The sequence below is a fragment of the Mycolicibacterium holsaticum DSM 44478 = JCM 12374 genome (genome assembly GCF_019645835.1).
GTDB classification, from domain to species: Bacteria; Actinomycetota; Actinomycetes; order Mycobacteriales; family Mycobacteriaceae; genus Mycobacterium; species Mycobacterium holsaticum.
Map to the genome: position 1 here is coordinate 2278693 of NZ_CP080998.1, position 15263 is coordinate 2293955.

Here is a 15263-nt window from a genome sequence, read left to right on the forward strand (position 1 = left end):
GAATCTACGTGTCCTTGGGTGCGGTGGCGAATGCCAGCGCCTCGCCGATGGTGTTGTGGTGGAACTGAAAACCCGCCGCCTCCAGCGCCGCCGGGATGACCCGCTGGCCACCGAGCACGCCCTCGTCGGCGAACTCGCCGAGCAGGGTGCGCACCGCGAAGCCGGGCACCGCAAGCGGGGTCGGACGGTTGAGCGTGCGGCCCAGCGCCGCGGTGAACTCGGCGTTGGTGACCGGCGCCGGGCCCGTAACGTTGACCGGTCCGGACAGTTCGCGGTGGTTGATCGCGAACAGCAGCGCGCGTACCTCGTCTTCGAGGCTGATCCACGGCATGTACTGGCGGCCGTCGCCCAGCCGGGCGCCCAGACCGAGGGAGAACAACGGCTTCAACCTGCTCAGGATCCCGCCGGACCGGCCGAGCACCAGCCCTGAGCGGGCCAGCACCACCCGCGCCCCGGCGTGCTGGGCGGGCAGGGTGGCACCCTCCCAGTCGCGGCACAGCTGGGCCAGAAACCCGGCGCCCGACGGGGCGGACTCGTCGGTGATGCGGCTGCCGGTGTCGCCGTAGTAGCCGACCGCGCTGGCGTTGACCAGCGTCGGTACCCCCGCGGCGGCGACGGCGGCGGACAACACTTCGGTGGGCCCGATGCGGCTGTCGCGCAGGCTCTGTTTGAACGCCCCCGACCAGCGCTTGGCGCCGACGTTGACCCCGCACAGGTTCACCACGGCGTCGACGCCGGCCAGCGCGCCCGCGTCGAACTCACCGGTGTCGGGGTTCCAGAACACCTCGTCGGCGTTGGATGGGGCCCGGCGCACAATGCGCAGCACCCGATGGTCGGTGGCGCGCAGTGCGTACACCAGCGCCGTGCCGATCAGGCCGGACGATCCCGCGATGGCGATGGCGGCGTCGGACACGGAGGCGAAAGCCCTTCTCTGCTCGGCCTACAGACCCAGGTCGGCCTCGAAGGCACCCTCTTCGAGGCGGCGTTTGATGGTGGTCAGGAAACGTCCGGCGTCGGCACCGTCGATCAGCCGATGGTCATAGGTCAGCGGCAGGTAGCACACCGACCGGATACCGATCGACTCATTGCCGAACTCGTCGGCGATCACCCGCGGCCGTTTGACGATCGCGCCGGTGCCCAGCATCGCCGCCTGCGGCGGCACCAGGATCGGGGTGTCGAACAGCGCACCCTGGCTGCCGATGTTGGTGATGGTGAACGTGCCACCGGACAACTCGTCGGGTTTGAGGTCAGCCGAGCGGGCGCGCGCGGCGATGTCGGCGATCGCGCGCGCCAACCCCGCCAGCGACAGGTCCCCGGCGTTTTTGATCACCGGTGACAGCAGCCCCTGCTCGGTGTCGACCGCGATGCCGAGGTGCTCGGCGTCGTAGTAGGTGATCTCCTTGGTGTCCTCGTTGTAGCTGGCGTTGACGTTCGGGTGCGCCTTGAGCGCGTCGACCACCGCGACCGCGATGAACGGCAGATACGTCAGGTTCACGCCCTCGCGTTCGGCGAAGCTGGCCTTCGCCCGGGCCCGCAGCGACACGATCTTGGTCATGTCGACCTCGTGGGTCTGGGTCAATTGCGCTGTCGCCTGCAGGGATTCGCGTGTCTTCTTGGCGGTGAGCTGACGGATCCGGCCGGCCTTCTGTGTGGTGCCGCGCAGATGCGCCAGGGCTGGCGCGGCCGTCGGCTCCTGCCTGGCCGCCGGTGCCGCGGGCCGCGGGGCGGTCGGTTCGGCCGCCGGTGCCTGCTTGGCCTCCGCCGCCGCCAGCACATCCTGCTTGCGGATGCGTCCACCGACGCCGGTGCCCTTCACCGCGGTGAGGTCGATGTCGTTCTCGGCGGCCAGTTTCCGCACCAGCGGTGTGACATACGGGGCGGAGTCACCCGCGGGCTGGGGTTTGGGTGCCGGCTTGGGCTCGGCCTTCGGCTCGGGCTTGGGCTCGGGCTTGGGTTCCGGCTTGGGCTCCTGCTTCTGTTCCGGTTCGGGCTCCGGCTCGGGTTCGGGTTCGGGTTCGGGTTCGGGCTCGGGTTCCGGTTCGGGTTTGGGTTCGGCGGCCGGGGCCGCATCGGCGTCGCCGATCTTGCCCAGCTCGCCGCCGACCTCCACGGTGTCGTCCTCTTCAGCGGTGATCGCCACCAGCGTGCCGGCCACCGGCGAGGGGATCTCCGTGTCGACCTTGTCGGTGGAGACCTCGAGCAGTGGCTCGTCGACCTCGACGGTGTCGCCGACCTTCTTCAGCCACCGGGTCACGGTGCCCTCGGTCACCGACTCGCCGAGCTCGGGCATCAACACCGGTGTCGCGTCCCCGCCCTTGGCCGGAGGCGATGGCGTCTCGGCGGGCTCCTCCTGCTCTTCGGCGGCCGGTTCGGGCTGCGCTGCGGGTTCCTCGGCGGGCTGCTCGTCGCCGCCGCCGCCGTCGTCGCCGTCCTCGTCGGCATCCCCGATGACGGCCAACTCGCCGCCCACCTCCACCGTGTCGTCTTCCTGCGCGACGATCTTCTTCAGCACACCGGAAGCGGGAGAGGGGATCTCGGTGTCCACCTTGTCGGTGGACACTTCCAGCAGCGGCTCATCCTGTTCGACCGTGTCGCCCTCTTGCTTGAGCCAACGGGTGACAGTCCCTTCGGTGACGCTTTCACCGAGTGCGGGCATCTGAACGGAGATGGCCATATATCGACTCCCTCGCTCCCTTGAACGGTCAGTCTCTTGCTGGGTCGATCGTCGTAACCCATCCTTTCACGTCTGCGCGTCTCGTTCGCTGCAGACCTGTCGACCATGTGCTCTGGCACTATCTTGGGAGGTAGACGAAGGGAGTACCACCGGAGTGCGACTGTTCGGCAAATTTCGGCGCGGTACGCGCACCGGCGCAGCCGCCGGCAGCGACCCGGGCGCCGATCTGCGATATCTGCGTCAGTGGGTCGCCGACCATACCGGTGTCGAGGCCTTCGTCGAACCCAAGACCACCGTCACCGACGTCACCGTCGTGCTGGTCGCCGCCGATGGCGAGTGGACGCGGCGGCCGACCGGGGGAGAGGCCGGGGCCCGGCGGCTCTCGCAACGCCTCAACATCCCGGTGTACGACGTGCAGAAGGTCGGCTATCCCCAGCGGATGCGCGACTTCGACGAACGTCGCCGGGTCGAACGCCGCCGCGCCGCGCGCAGGGAACTCGAAGAGTCCTAAGCGCCTGGGTAAAGCGACGGGCCTGATACGTTACCGGCGGTCCCACTAACTTCGGGTGGAGGTGTGATGATCACCGAACGGTTCGTCGACAGCGCTGACGGTGTCCGTATCGCGGTATACGAACAAGGCAACCCCGATGGGCCGCGGTGGTTCTGGTCCACGGCTGGCCGGATTCCCACGTCGTATGGGACAGCGTGGTGCCGCTGCTGGCCGACCGGTTCCGCATCGTGCGCTATGACAATCGCGGCGTCGGTAAGACCTCGGTTCCCGACAAGATCTCCGACTACCGGATGTCTTGCTATGCAGACGATTTCACTGCCGTCATCGCCGAAGTGAGCCCCGGTGAGCCGGTGCACGTGCTCGCCCACGACTGGGGTTCGACATCGATCTGGGAATACCTGTCCCGCTCCGGGGCCCGCGACCGCATTGCGTCGTTCACCTCGGTGTCCGGCCCGAGCGTCGACCACCTCAACCGCTACGTGATGGGCAACCTCAAACGGCCGTACCGGCCGCGCCTGTTCACGCGGGCGCTGCGCCAACTGCTGGCCTTCTGGTACATGGGACTGTTCTCCGTCCCGGTCATCTCGCCGGCGTTGGTCCGACGAGGCTTCCGCGGCGGGGTCATGACGCGACGGTTGCAGCGCGAGGGCATCACCGGTGAGCGGATCCGGCATTCCGCGGACGTCGCTGCCGACGCCGTCAACAGCCTGAAGGTCTATCCCGCCAACTACTTCCGCGCGCTGACCACGGCGAGGGCCGACCACTACGTCGACGTTCCGGTGCAGATCATCGTCAACGTCAACGATCCTCACGTGCGGCCCTACGTCTACGACGACACCGCCAAGTGGGTGCCGCGGCTGTGGCGTCGGGACTTGCACGCCGGGCACTGGTCACCGATGTCGCACCCGCAGCTGCTCGCGCAGTCGGTGCACGAACTGGTCGACCATCTCGAGGGCAGTCCGGCGAGCCGCGCCCTGTTGCGCGCGCAGGTGGGCAGGCCACGCGAATACTTCGGCGACACACTGGTTTCGGTGACGGGGGCGGGCAGCGGCATCGGGCGCGAGACCGCGCTGGCGTTCGCCCGCGAGGGCGCCGAGCTGATCGTCAGCGACATCGACGAAGCCGGTGCGAAAGACACCGCCGCCAAGATCACCGCGCGCGGCGGGGTGGCGCACGCGTACCGCCTCGACGTGGCCGACGCCGACGCGGTGGAACGCTTCGCCGAGCAGATCTGCACCGAGCACGGCGTGCCCGACATCGTTGTCAACAACGCCGGCGTCGGGCACTCCGGGCTGTTCCTGGACACCCCGCGAAACGAATACGACCGGGTGTTGAGCATCAACTTCGGCGGTGTCGTCAACTGCTGCAGGTCTTTTGGTCGCCGCCTCGTCGAGCGCGGAACCGGTGGCCACATCGTCAACATCTCGTCGATGGCGGCCTACTCACCGCAGCAGGCGATGAACGCCTACGCCACCAGCAAGGCCGCCGTGTTCATGTTCGGTGACTGCCTGCGCGCAGAGCTGGATCAGGCCGGGGTCGGGCTCACCACCGTGTGCCCCGGGGTGATCAACACCAACATCGTGCACACCACCCGCTTCGACGCGCCTGCAGGCAAGCAGGGCAGCGTGGAGTCGCGGCGCGCGCAGCTCGAGAAGCTTTTCGCCATGCGCCGGTACGGTCCGGAGAAGGTGGCCAAGGCGATCGTGTCGGCGGTCAAGAAGAACAAGCCGATCCGGCCCGTCGCGCCGGAGGCCTACCTCGTATACGGCGCGGCCCATCTGCTGCCCCAGGCGATGCGAAGCACGGCCCGCGCCCGCGTCCTGTAGCGCGTCAGTCCCCGCCGAGATCGACGAAATGGCGGGGGGCGGCTGACCCGTTGGCGTTACCCGTTGGCGGCGATGTCTTCGAGGACCGCGAACATCGTGCGCGTCGGCACCCCCGTGCCGCCCTTGCCGGTATAGCCCCACGGCCCGCCGGTGTTGTACGCCGGACCCGCGATGTCGATGTGCGCCCACTGCACCCCCTCGGGCACGAACTCGCGAAGGTAGGTGCCGGCGACCAGCATGCCCGCATAGCGCGAACCGCTGACGTTGGCCAGGTCGGCGACCGTCGACTTGAGATCGTCCTTGAGCTCCTCGGGCAGCGGCATCGGCCAGCCATTCTCACCCACGCGCTGCGACAAGCCGGCGACCCGGTCGCGGAACTCGTCGCTGCCCATCACCCCCGGCGTGCGGGCGCCCAGCGCCACCGTCTGCGCGCCGGTCAGCGTGGACGTCTCGATCAGGTAGTCGGGCTCGTCCTCGCCGGCGCGCACGATCGCATCGGCGAGCACCAGCCTGCCCTCGGCGTCGGTGTTGAGCACCTCGACCGTGATGCCGCCGTACTGGGTGAGCACGTCCCCGGGGCGCTGCGCCGTCGCCGACGGCATGTTCTCGGCCATCGGCACCGTGGCGATGACGTCGATCGGCAGCCTCTGCTTGGCCGCCAGCACCACCGTCGCGATGACGGCCGCGGCCCCGCCCATGTCGGAGGTCATGTGGTGCATGTTGGCCGCCGGCTTGATCGAGATGCCGCCGGTGTCGAACGTGATGCCCTTGCCCACCAGCGCCACTTTTTTCGCGGCCTTGCCGCGCTGCTTGGCGCCCTTGTGCGTCAGCCGCACCAGCCGCGGCGGGCGCGACGAGCCCTTGCCGACGCCGATGATTCCGCCGTAGCCGGCCTTCTCCAGCGCCTTCTCGTCGAGGATCTCGACCTGGAGTCCGGCGGCTTCCCCCAAAGCCTTTGCCCGCTTAGCGAATTCGTCGGGAAACAGATGACTCGGCGGGGTGTTGACCAGATCGCGTGCGGTTGCCACCGCGGTGGCGATGTCGGCGGCCCGCTGCGCGGCGTCCTTTTTCGCACCGGTGCTCAGCGCGGTGATCGACCGCAGCCCGGTGTCTTTGGGCGCGGTCTTGGCGCTGCGGAAGTCGGTGAACCGGTAGGCGCCCAGGATCAGCCCCTCGATGGCCGCGTTCAGATCGATGTCCGACAGCGTGGTGATCACCGCTTCGGTGCCGTTGAGCGAGCGTGCGGCCACCCCGGCGGCGCGGCGGATCACGTCGGCCGACCAGTCGCCGGAATCCTTGCCGAGCCCGACCGCCAGCACGCTGCCCACCGGCAGCGCCGGCACCACGACGCGGGTCAGCGACTCGGCGCCGCCCTTCGCGCCGAGCGCCTCAAGGGCGACCTCGATCTCACCGACGGCCTCGGCGTCGAGGAACGGGTTGGCGACCACCGTCGGCCCCGCACTGTCGTCCGACCCGCTGACCACGGGCACGATCAGCACCGACGAGTCGACCGTGCGCTTGGGCAGGGTCGAGCTGACGGAGACGCTGGGGGCTTGGTAACCGACGTTTGCAGGGCTCACAAGCGGTTAGCTTAGTCGTCGGCGCCCGGCGAGCAGGTCGTAGGCCTGAACCGGTTCGTCAAAGCCCTTGAGCACCAACGGGTCCTGTGGCACGGCGGGCCAGTCGCCCAGCTCGTCGCGCACGTCGGCGGCGGCGAGGACCTGCCCTGGTGCCGCGGCGGCGACCAGCCGCGCGGCCAGGTTCACCGGGTTGCCGAAGTAATCGCCGCCCACGGCGAGCACCGGGCCGTAGCCGAGACCCGCGCGGACCTGCAGTCCGGCCTCGCGCGCCCGCGGATGTTCGACGAGGTCGACGGCCACCTTCACGAGCAGTTCGGGCGTCGAGGTCACCCACATCACCTCGTCGCCGATGAACTTGACCACCCGGCCGCCGTCGACGTGCACCAGATCGCTGACCACCCCGCCGAAATCCAGAAGCAGTTCGGCCAACTCGGCCGGGGAGAGCCGCTGGGTCAGCGTGGTGAAGCCGGTCAGGTCGGCGAAGCCCACACCGCACATCACCACGGCCGACTCGTCGCGGATGACGCCCTCGAAGTGGCTGCGGGCGCTGGCCACGTGCTGGCGGAACACGGCTTCGAGCAGCGTGCCGAGGCGCTGGGTCAGCTCGGAAACCGCGCGGTATGCCCGCGCGGTGGTGAGCTCGTCTCGGGTGTGGGCTACCACGATGTCGGGCGCCGCGATGCGGATCATCGACGATCCGGCCTCGGCGAGCCGCGACATGGACGCGCCGAGTACCCGCAGGAACGCCAGCGCGGCATCGTCGCCGACCACCGCTTTGACCTGTACCCAGACCGCCAGCCCGTCGAGGTCGACTTGGCTCAGCGTGAGGTCGTCGGGGTCGGCGACGGACAGCCCGAGCGCCGCCCACACGCCGGAGAGCTGCTCCAGCGGCACGCCGAGCGTCTCGGCGGCGCTGCGCAGGCTGAACGTCGGGCGACCCGCCCACAGCGCATCGCCCGACAGGCCGAAAAGCCGGCCGCGACGTTCGGCCTCGACCATCTCGTCCGCGGTGAACCCGAGCCCGTCGAGGTATTCGATCAGGGCCCTGCGACGATGCGCGTCGGCGATGCCCGCGGCTTGCAGCGCATCGAGATCGACCACCGCATCAGTGTGGCAAGGTCGGCGTCACATTAGGGTGGATCGGCGTGAGCGAATTGTTGAAGGGCCCGCTGGACGACCGTCACCGCGAACTCGGGGCGAACTTCGCCGAGTTCGGCGGCTGGTCGATGCCGGTCGCGTATGCGGGAACGGTCAGCGAGCACACTGCGACGCGCAACGCCGTCGGCCTGTTCGACGTCAGCCACCTGGGCAAGGCGCTGGTGCGCGGGCCCGGCGCAGCCGCCTACGTCAACTCCACGCTGACCAACGACCTGAGCCGGATCGCGCCAGGCAAGGCGCAATACACGTTGTGCTGCACCGAATCTGGCGGCGTGATCGACGATCTGATCGCCTACTACGTCTCCGACGACGAGATCTTCCTGGTACCCAACGCCGCCAACACCGCCGCCGTGGTGGCCGCGCTGCAGAAACACGCCCCCGCGGACATCGCGGTCACCGACGAACACCGGTCCTATGCGGTGCTCGCGGTGCAGGGGCCGCGGTCCACCGATGTGCTCGGCGCGCTCGGGCTGCCCACCGACATGGATTACATGGGTTACGTCGACGCCGAGTTCGACGGCGTGCCCGTGCGGGTGTGCCGCACCGGCTACACCGGTGAGCACGGCTACGAGCTGCTGCCGCCGTGGGACCGGGCGCGGACCGTGTTCGACGCGTTGGTGACGCAGGTCCGCGCCGTCGACGGCGAACTGGCCGGGCTCGGGGCCCGTGACACGCTGCGCACCGAGATGGGATATCCGCTGCACGGCCACGAGCTCTCGGTGGAGCTCTCGCCGTTGCAGGCCCGCTGCGGCTGGGCCATCGGCTGGAAGAAGGACGCGTTCTGGGGCCGCGACGCGCTGCTTGCCGAAAAGGAAGCCGGGCCCGCCCGATTGTTGCGTGGGCTCAAGGCGGTCGGCCGCGGGGTGTTGCGGGCCGACCTGACCGTGCTCGACGGTGACCGCCCGGTCGGGGTGACGACGTCGGGAACCTTTTCTCCTACTTTGAAAGTCGGGATCGCGCTGGCGCTGATCGACACCGCCGCCGATGTCGCAGACGGTCAGCGCGTCACCGTCGACGTGCGCGGCCGCCCCATCGAATGCGAAGTGGTCAAGACCCCGTTCGTGGCGGCGAAAACTCGGTAGTCAGCGGATATACAATCGCTTCATGACTGACGGCCCCCTCGAGTTCACGGTTGAGCGCAACGCAACTCCGGCGAGCGACGAGGTACGGGCATCGATTCTGGCCAACCCCGGTTTCGGCAAGTACCACACCGACCACATGGTGTCGATCGACTACCTGGCGGGCGAGGGCTGGCACAACGCGCGGGTGATTCCCTACGGGCCCATCGAACTGGACCCGTCGGCGATCGTGCTGCACTACGCCCAGGAAGTGTTCGAGGGCCTGAAGGCCTACCGGTGGGCCGACGGGTCGATCGTGTCGTTCCGGCCGGAATCCAACGCGCGAAGGCTGGGCACCTCGGCACGTCGGCTGGCGATCCCCGAACTGCCCGAAGACGTGTTCATCGAGTCCCTGCGCCAGCTGATCGCCGTCGACGAGCCGTGGGTTCCCCCCGCGGGCGGTGAGGAGTCGCTGTACCTGCGGCCCTACATCTTTGCCACCGAAGCCGGTCTCGGGGTGCGTCCGGCCAACGAATACCGCTACATGGTGATCGCCTCACCGGCGGGGGCCTACTTCAAGGGCGGCGTCAAGCCGGTCAGCGTGTGGTTGTCGACCGAGTACGTGCGGGCCTGCCCCGGCGGCACCGGGGCGGCAAAGTTCGGCGGTAACTACGCTGCGTCGCTGCTGGCCCAGGCGCAGGCCATCGAAAACGACTGCGATCAGGTCGTGTGGCTGGACGCCGCCGAACGCCGCTTCATCGAGGAGATGGGCGGGATGAACCTGTTCTTCGTCTTCGGCAGCGGCGGGTCGGCGCGGCTGGTCACCCCGGAGCTGAGCGGGTCCATTTTGCCCGGAGTGACCCGAGATTCCTTGCTGCAGTTGGCAACCGACGCCGGATTCGCCATCGAGGAACGCAAGATCGACATCGACGAGTGGCAGAAGAAGGCGGCCGCGGGCGAGATCACCGAGGTGTTCGCGTGCGGCACCGCCGCCGTCATCACCCCGGTCGCGCACGTCAAGCACGCCGACGGCGAGTTCACCATCGCCGACGGCGGACCGGGGGAGATCACGATGGCGCTTCGCGACACGCTGACCGGGATCCAGCGCGGCACCTTCGCCGACACGCACGGCTGGATGGCCCGGCTGAGCTGAGTCAGCCGATCGCCAGGCCGACGGCGGTCAAGGTCGTGGTGATCTCGACCGTCGCGCCCAGCACGTCACCGGTGATGCCGCCGAACCGGCGGACACAGTGTGCGACCAGCAGCGCACCGCACAACAGGGCGACCGCGACCACCACCGGGCCCTGCCACGGGCGCGGGCCGGCCAGCACCGCCAGGCCGGCCACCGCGAGCCCCCACAGCGCCACCACAGCCGGCGGCTGGGTGCCTGCCACCCGGGCGCCAAGGGAACTGCCCGCCGCGGCGGGCACCGACCTGCGGCACGCCGCGACCGCGGCCACCCGCCCCACCGTCACCGCGACGATCACCGCGATGACGCCGAGTTCGGCCAGCGCCAGCGCCTGGGCCAGGATCACCACGACGACGGCCGCGACACCGAACGGGCCCGCCGAGCCGTCGCGCATCACCTCGAGGGCCCGCGGCGCGGGGCCGTAGCAGCCCAGCCCGTCGACGGTGTCGGCCAGCCCGTCGATGTGCAGCCCGCGCGTGGCGATCAGCAACAGCGCCACCGCCGCCACGCCGCCCAGCGCGCTGCCGGGGCCGAACGCCGCGTGCGCCACCCACAGCACACCGGCGGCCAGCGCGCCGAGGGCCAGGCCGACGAGGGGCAGCGCGGTCAGTGCACCGCGGCCGACCGAGTCGACGCTGCGCACCGGAAGAACGCTGCCGAACCCGAATGCCGCGGCGACCGAGCCGATCACCTGGCCTACTGCTCCCCGGGCGCGCTGCGTATACCCGCTTCGTCGAACGTCGCCATCGACGCCAGCGCGGCCACCGCGGCCCGCAGGATCGGCAGCGCGACCACGGCGCCGGTGCCCTCGCCCAGCCGCATCCGCATGTCGACGATCGGTTCGAGGTCCAACCGCTGCAGCGCCACCGCGTGCGCGGGCTCAGTGGAGCGGTGACCCGCCTGCCACCACTGCCGCGCGCCCGGCGCCAACCGTTCGGCCACCAGCGCTGCCGCACTGACCACGAGGCCGTCCAGCAGCACCGGGGTGCGACGCACCGCGGCCTGCGCGCAGAACCCGGCCATCGCGGCCACATCGGCCCCGCCGCAAATCCGCAGCAGCCCAACGGGATCCCCGGCCGCCGTGCGCGAGCGGTACAACGCGTCGCGGATCGCAGCGGTTTTGCGCGCCCAGCCGGCGTCGTCGACGCCGGTGCCCCGGCCGACCACCGCGACCGGTTCGGAATCGGTCAGCGCCGCGATCAACGTGGTTGCCGGTGTGGTGTTTCCGATCCCCATGTCACCGGCGATCAGCAGGTCGGCGCCGGCATCCACCTCGTCGTCGGCGATCTGACGGCCGGCCTGCAGCGCGGCGTGCACTTCCTCGGCGCTCAGCGCGTCCTCCACGGCGATGTTGCCGCTGCCGCGGCGCACCTTGTGCTTGCCGATCGACGGCGACAGCGGCTCGGCCACGTCCACCGCGATGTCGGCCACCCGCACGGTGGCCCCGGCGACCTCCGCCAGCAGGTTGATCGCCGCGCCGCCGGCCTCGAAGTTGGCCAGCATCTGCGCGGTCACCTCGGTCGGGTATGCCGACACCCCGGCCGCGGCCACCCCGTGGTCACCGGCGAACACCACCACCCGGGCGCGGGTGAACGGGCGCGGCGGACACGCTCCCTGGCAGGCGGCCACCCATACCGACAGGTCCTCCAGTCGGCCCAGCGAGCCCTGCGGTTTGATCAGCCGGTCCTGCCGTGCGCGCGCCGCCGCGGCGACCGCGGCGTCGGGCGCGGGAACGGTGGGAAAGTCGGTCACCGGCCGGTGTCCTTGACCGTGACGGGCTGGCCGGCGACGACGAGCACCACGCGGTCGCAGGCCGCGGCCAGCCGCTGGTTGAGCAGGCCCAGTTCGTCGGCGAAGCGCCGTCCGGCCTCGGTCGGCGGGACCACGCTCAGCCCGACCTCGGGGCTGACCAGCACGAGCGGTGCGGCGAACCCGCACACCGCGTCGAGCAGGTCGTCGGCGTCGGCGGACACCGAACCGCCGCTCCACGCGTCGGCGCGGTCCATCGCCGCCGTCAGCCAGCACCCGATGTCGTCGACGAGCGTCGCGGTGGTGGCAGCCGAGCGCAATTGCACTGCCACCTCGGTCGTTTCGACCGTCGACCAGTTAGCCGGCCTGCGGTTACGGTGCGCGGCCACCCGCGCCTGCCATTCGGCATCCCCGGCCGGGGCCGGCCCGGTGGCCAGATAGCAGAGCGGCCGCGAGCCGGTGACGAGGTCTGCGATCGCCGACTCGGCCCATTGGGACTTGCCCGACCGGATACCACCGAGCACCAGGATGCGCACCGCGCTCAGGTGACCTTGTCGCCGCGCTCGACCTGCGGGCGGGGTGCGCGCATCCGGCGCAGTTGTGATGCGCGGCTGGCGGCGTAAAAGCCCAACCGCCAGCCGGTTTCGTTGTTGTCCGGGAACTTCGCATCGACCAGCCGGTTGACCTTGCGGCCCAGCACGAACCCGTCGATCACCATGATCAGCACGAGCAGCAGCATTGCGGGGGACAGCAGGCGTTGCACCTCCACCGAGGGCACCGAGAGCATGACGAAGATCAGCCCGAGCGCGGCCGGCATGAACAGGCCGAGCACGTTGCGGCGCGCATCGACGACGTCGCGCACGAACTTGCGCACCGGGCCCTTGTCGCGCGGCAGCAGGTAGGCGTCCTCGCCGGCCATCATCTTTTCGCGGCGTTCGGCCATGTCGGAGCGGCGGGCGAGTTTCTCGGCCTTGCGCTCCTCGCGGGACAGCTTGCTGCGCATCTCCTTGCGGCGTCGACGGGCCTCGGCGGTGGTCATCGGGGCGGGCGCGACCGGGCCGCGCCGGCGGCTGGACTGGCTGCGCTTGGGGGTCGGGCGACCCTTGGGCGGAGTGGTGCGCTGGGTGTCTGCGGCGCCGTCGGCGTCGGATGTGTCGGTGGTGTCTTCGGACACATCTGGTTCCGGGGTTTCGTCGTCGCGTTTCTTGCGGCCCAGCAGGTTCACGCCTGCCAGGTTACTTCCGTGGCACCGCGGCGCTGCGGCGAGCTGTGGACTAACTCGGGAATAGAGCCGGGACGGGGTACCGTTGGTTCCGTACGCCGCACAACGCTGAGGCCATACAGGAGACGTAATGACAGTTCAGGAAGAGTCGGCCACCGGAACCGCCACCCACGGCGTGACCCTCAGCGACGCTGCCGCAGCCAAAGCCAAAGCGTTGCTCGACCAGGAAGGCCGTGACGACCTCGCGCTGCGCATCGCCGTCCAGCCGGGCGGATGCGCCGGGCTGCGCTACAACCTCTTCTTCGACGATCGGTCCCTCGACGGCGACCTGACCGTCGAGTTCGGCGGCGTGAACCTGACCGTGGACCGGATGAGCGCCCCCTACGTGCAGGGCGCCGTCATCGACTTCGTCGACAGCATCGAGAAGCAGGGCTTCACCATCGACAACCCGAACGCCACCGGCTCCTGCGCCTGCGGCGACTCGTTCAACTGAGCCGCCCTCAGTACTGGCCGGTCCGCGGTAGATACGAGCACACCAGGACGTCGTTGTCGTAGGCCAACAGCTGCGCGACGGCCTGCTGCTCCTGCGGGCGCGGCTCGCCGCCGCGTCGGCCGCTGGTGGCCGGAGTGGTCGACATCGTGAACAACACCTGAGCCTGATGCGGTGAGGATCGCACCATCTTGTCGATCGACGTGACCTGCGCCTGGCTGTACTGCTTGCGAAACGCGTCGCTGGACAGCCCGGCCAGGGCCAGATCGGAGCGCCGCTCCTTGACCGCGTCGAACAGCCCGCACAACGTGTGCCGGGCAATGGTCTCGTCGTCCCCGTTGAGCAGGGCGTCCAGGTACTCCTGGATGGCTGCCTTCGCCGACGCATCGGTGAGCACCGCGGCGGCCGGCGCGCTGTCGTCGCCGCGGTCGGTCGACACGAGCGCGACCACCAACCCGGCGATCACCGCCAGCGCCAGCAGCGCGCCGAGGATCACCGGCCACCGGCGCTTCTTCTCGTACTGCACCGGCGGCGGCAACATGCCCGGGTACGCCGAGGGCATGTTGTCCGGTGGCGCAAAAGGCTGGTGGGGAAATGTTTGTGGGTACATTTGCGGGCTTACCGGACCAGCACCGTATTCGGGCGGATACGGACCGGCCATAGATTTGCTCCCCGGGGGTATGCGTCGCAACGTGGCTGTCTACAGTGACCGGGCGGACACTTGTAGGCAGGTTAGCGCACTTGTCACGGGGTCCCTTGGCAACGACAGTGAACCCCGAGCTGAGTAAAGTTATCTAGGCGGCTTAACTGATGAAGGGCGACGTTACGTGACCATTGCGGTGACCGGTTCCATTGCGACCGACCATCTGATGCGGTTTCCGGGCCGGTTCTCTGAGCAACTGCTGGCCGACCACCTGCAGAAGGTGTCGCTGAGCTTCCTGGTCGACGATCTGGTGATCCACCGCGGCGGCGTTGCGGGCAACATGGCCTACGCGGTCGGTGTGCTCGGCGGCGACGTGGCGCTGGTCGGCGCCGCGGGTCAGGACTTCGACGATTACCGTGTCTGGCTTCAGCAGGCCGGCGTGGACTGCGACAGCGTGCTCATCTCCAATTCGGCCTACACCGCCCGGTTCGTGTGCACCACCGACGACGATATGGCCCAGATCGCGTCGTTCTATCCCGGGGCCATGTCGGAGGCCCGCAACATCGCGCTGGCCGACGTGGTGAAGCGGGTCGGCACACCGGAACTGGTGATCATCGGCGCCAACGATCCCGACGCGATGTTCCTGCACACCGAGGAGTGCCGCACACTGGGGCTGGCGTTCGCCGCCGACCCGTCACAGCAGCTGGCCCGGCTGGGCGGCGAGGAGATCCGCCGGCTGATCAACGGCGCCACCTACCTGTTCACCAACGACTACGAATGGGACCTGCTGCTGCAGAAGAGCGGCTGGAGCGAGGCGCAGGTGATGAGCCAGATCGGTATGCGCGTCACCACGCTGGGCCCCAAGGGCGTCGATCTGGTCAGCTCCGACGGCCAGTTCATCCACGTCGACGTCGTTCCGGAGAAGTGTCAGGCCGACCCGACCGGGATCGGCGACGCGTTCCGCGCGGGCTTCTTGACCGGCCGCAGCGCGGGACTGAACCTCGAACGGTCGGCGCAGCTGGCGTCGCTGGTCGCGGTGCTGGTGTTCGAGGCGCCGGGTCCGCAGGAGTGGGCGTGGAACCGCGAGGAGGCCGTGCAGCGCCTCACCGACGCCTACGGCGCCGAGGCGGCCCAGGAGATCAACAAGGCGCTCACCCGGTAAG

Annotated in this window: 15 protein-coding genes; 6 read left to right on the forward strand and 9 right to left on the reverse strand. The window is 69.5% G+C overall.

Translation table 11 applies throughout. The features are described from left to right. Nucleotides 1-4: 4 nt before the first annotated feature. Both K3U96_RS10960 and sucB read right to left on the reverse strand, forming a co-directional pair. A complete protein-coding gene (locus K3U96_RS10960) occupies nt 5-913 on the reverse strand; it encodes a TIGR01777 family oxidoreductase (protein WP_220693027.1) in 909 nt (302 codons plus the stop codon). Between the two features lie 27 nt (nt 914-940). After that, entirely contained in the window at nt 941-2674 is a 1734-nt protein-coding gene (gene sucB / locus K3U96_RS10965) for a 2-oxoglutarate dehydrogenase, E2 component, dihydrolipoamide succinyltransferase (protein ID WP_220693028.1), read from the reverse strand. A gap of 154 nt (nt 2675-2828) precedes the next feature. On the opposite strand from sucB, the gene K3U96_RS10970 reads away from it, so the two are divergent. Beyond that, nucleotides 2829-3185 (forward strand): oxidoreductase, encoded by a 357-nt coding sequence (locus tag K3U96_RS10970; protein ID WP_220693029.1) that lies wholly within the window; start codon nt 2829-2831, stop codon nt 3183-3185. A 146-nt stretch (nt 3186-3331) separates the two neighbouring features. Beyond that, on the forward strand, nt 3332-5011 hold the full coding sequence (locus K3U96_RS10975) for an SDR family oxidoreductase (protein WP_372514959.1): 1680 nt from the start codon (nt 3332-3334) through the stop codon (nt 5009-5011). Nucleotides 5012-5067: 56 nt separating this feature from the next. On the opposite strand, the gene K3U96_RS10980 is transcribed toward K3U96_RS10975, so the two are convergent. Both K3U96_RS10980 and K3U96_RS10985 read right to left on the reverse strand, forming a co-directional pair. Further along, nucleotides 5068-6591 carry a leucyl aminopeptidase gene (locus tag K3U96_RS10980; RefSeq protein WP_220693030.1) on the reverse strand — a complete coding sequence of 508 codons (1524 nt, stop codon included), beginning with the start codon at nt 6589-6591 and terminating at the stop codon, nt 5068-5070. 6 nt (nt 6592-6597) lie between these two features. Then, a complete protein-coding gene (locus K3U96_RS10985; protein WP_069407059.1) occupies nt 6598-7692 on the reverse strand; it encodes an adenylate/guanylate cyclase domain-containing protein in 1095 nt (364 codons plus the stop codon). A gap of 44 nt (nt 7693-7736) precedes the next feature. Here K3U96_RS10985 and gcvT point away from each other — a divergent pair, with 44 nt between their 5' ends. After that, a complete protein-coding gene (gene gcvT, locus K3U96_RS10990) occupies nt 7737-8831 on the forward strand; it encodes a glycine cleavage system aminomethyltransferase GcvT (RefSeq protein WP_220693031.1) in 1095 nt (364 codons plus the stop codon). A 22-nt stretch (nt 8832-8853) separates the two neighbouring features. Continuing rightward, on the forward strand, nt 8854-9960 hold the full coding sequence (locus tag K3U96_RS10995; protein ID WP_220693032.1) for a branched-chain amino acid aminotransferase: 1107 nt from the start codon (nt 8854-8856) through the stop codon (nt 9958-9960). 1 nt (nt 9961) lies between these two features. Here the strand turns inward: K3U96_RS10995 and K3U96_RS11000 are convergent, their stop codons facing one another. From K3U96_RS11000 to K3U96_RS11015, 4 genes are read right to left on the reverse strand one after another with little or no spacing between them, the layout of a single operon-like run. Continuing rightward, nucleotides 9962-10687: an adenosylcobinamide-GDP ribazoletransferase gene (locus tag K3U96_RS11000; protein ID WP_220693033.1), complete on the reverse strand. Its 726-nt coding sequence runs from the start codon at nt 10685-10687 to the stop codon at nt 9962-9964. A gap of 5 nt (nt 10688-10692) precedes the next feature. Continuing rightward, nucleotides 10693-11748, reverse strand: coding sequence for a nicotinate-nucleotide--dimethylbenzimidazole phosphoribosyltransferase (cobT, locus tag K3U96_RS11005; protein WP_069407063.1), 1056 nt, complete (start codon nt 11746-11748; stop codon nt 10693-10695). After that, on the reverse strand, nt 11745-12281 hold the full coding sequence (locus K3U96_RS11010; protein ID WP_220693034.1) for a bifunctional adenosylcobinamide kinase/adenosylcobinamide-phosphate guanylyltransferase: 537 nt from the start codon (nt 12279-12281) through the stop codon (nt 11745-11747). The genes cobT and K3U96_RS11010 overlap by 4 nt, the downstream gene beginning before the upstream one ends. A gap of 5 nt (nt 12282-12286) precedes the next feature. Continuing rightward, nucleotides 12287-12970 carry a DUF3043 domain-containing protein gene (locus K3U96_RS11015; protein ID WP_069407065.1) on the reverse strand — a complete coding sequence of 228 codons (684 nt, stop codon included), beginning with the start codon at nt 12968-12970 and terminating at the stop codon, nt 12287-12289. A gap of 127 nt (nt 12971-13097) precedes the next feature. On the opposite strand from K3U96_RS11015, the gene K3U96_RS11020 reads away from it, so the two are divergent. Continuing rightward, entirely contained in the window at nt 13098-13460 is a 363-nt protein-coding gene (locus K3U96_RS11020) for a HesB/IscA family protein (RefSeq protein WP_069407066.1), read from the forward strand. Between the two features lie 7 nt (nt 13461-13467). Here the strand turns inward: K3U96_RS11020 and K3U96_RS11025 are convergent, their stop codons facing one another. Next, a complete protein-coding gene (locus tag K3U96_RS11025) occupies nt 13468-14118 on the reverse strand; it encodes an Rv0361 family membrane protein (protein WP_220693035.1) in 651 nt (216 codons plus the stop codon). A gap of 166 nt (nt 14119-14284) precedes the next feature. Here K3U96_RS11025 and K3U96_RS11030 point away from each other — a divergent pair, with 166 nt between their 5' ends. Further along, entirely contained in the window at nt 14285-15262 is a 978-nt protein-coding gene (locus K3U96_RS11030) for a carbohydrate kinase family protein (protein WP_220693036.1), read from the forward strand. The last annotated feature ends 1 nt before the right edge of the window (nt 15263 follow it).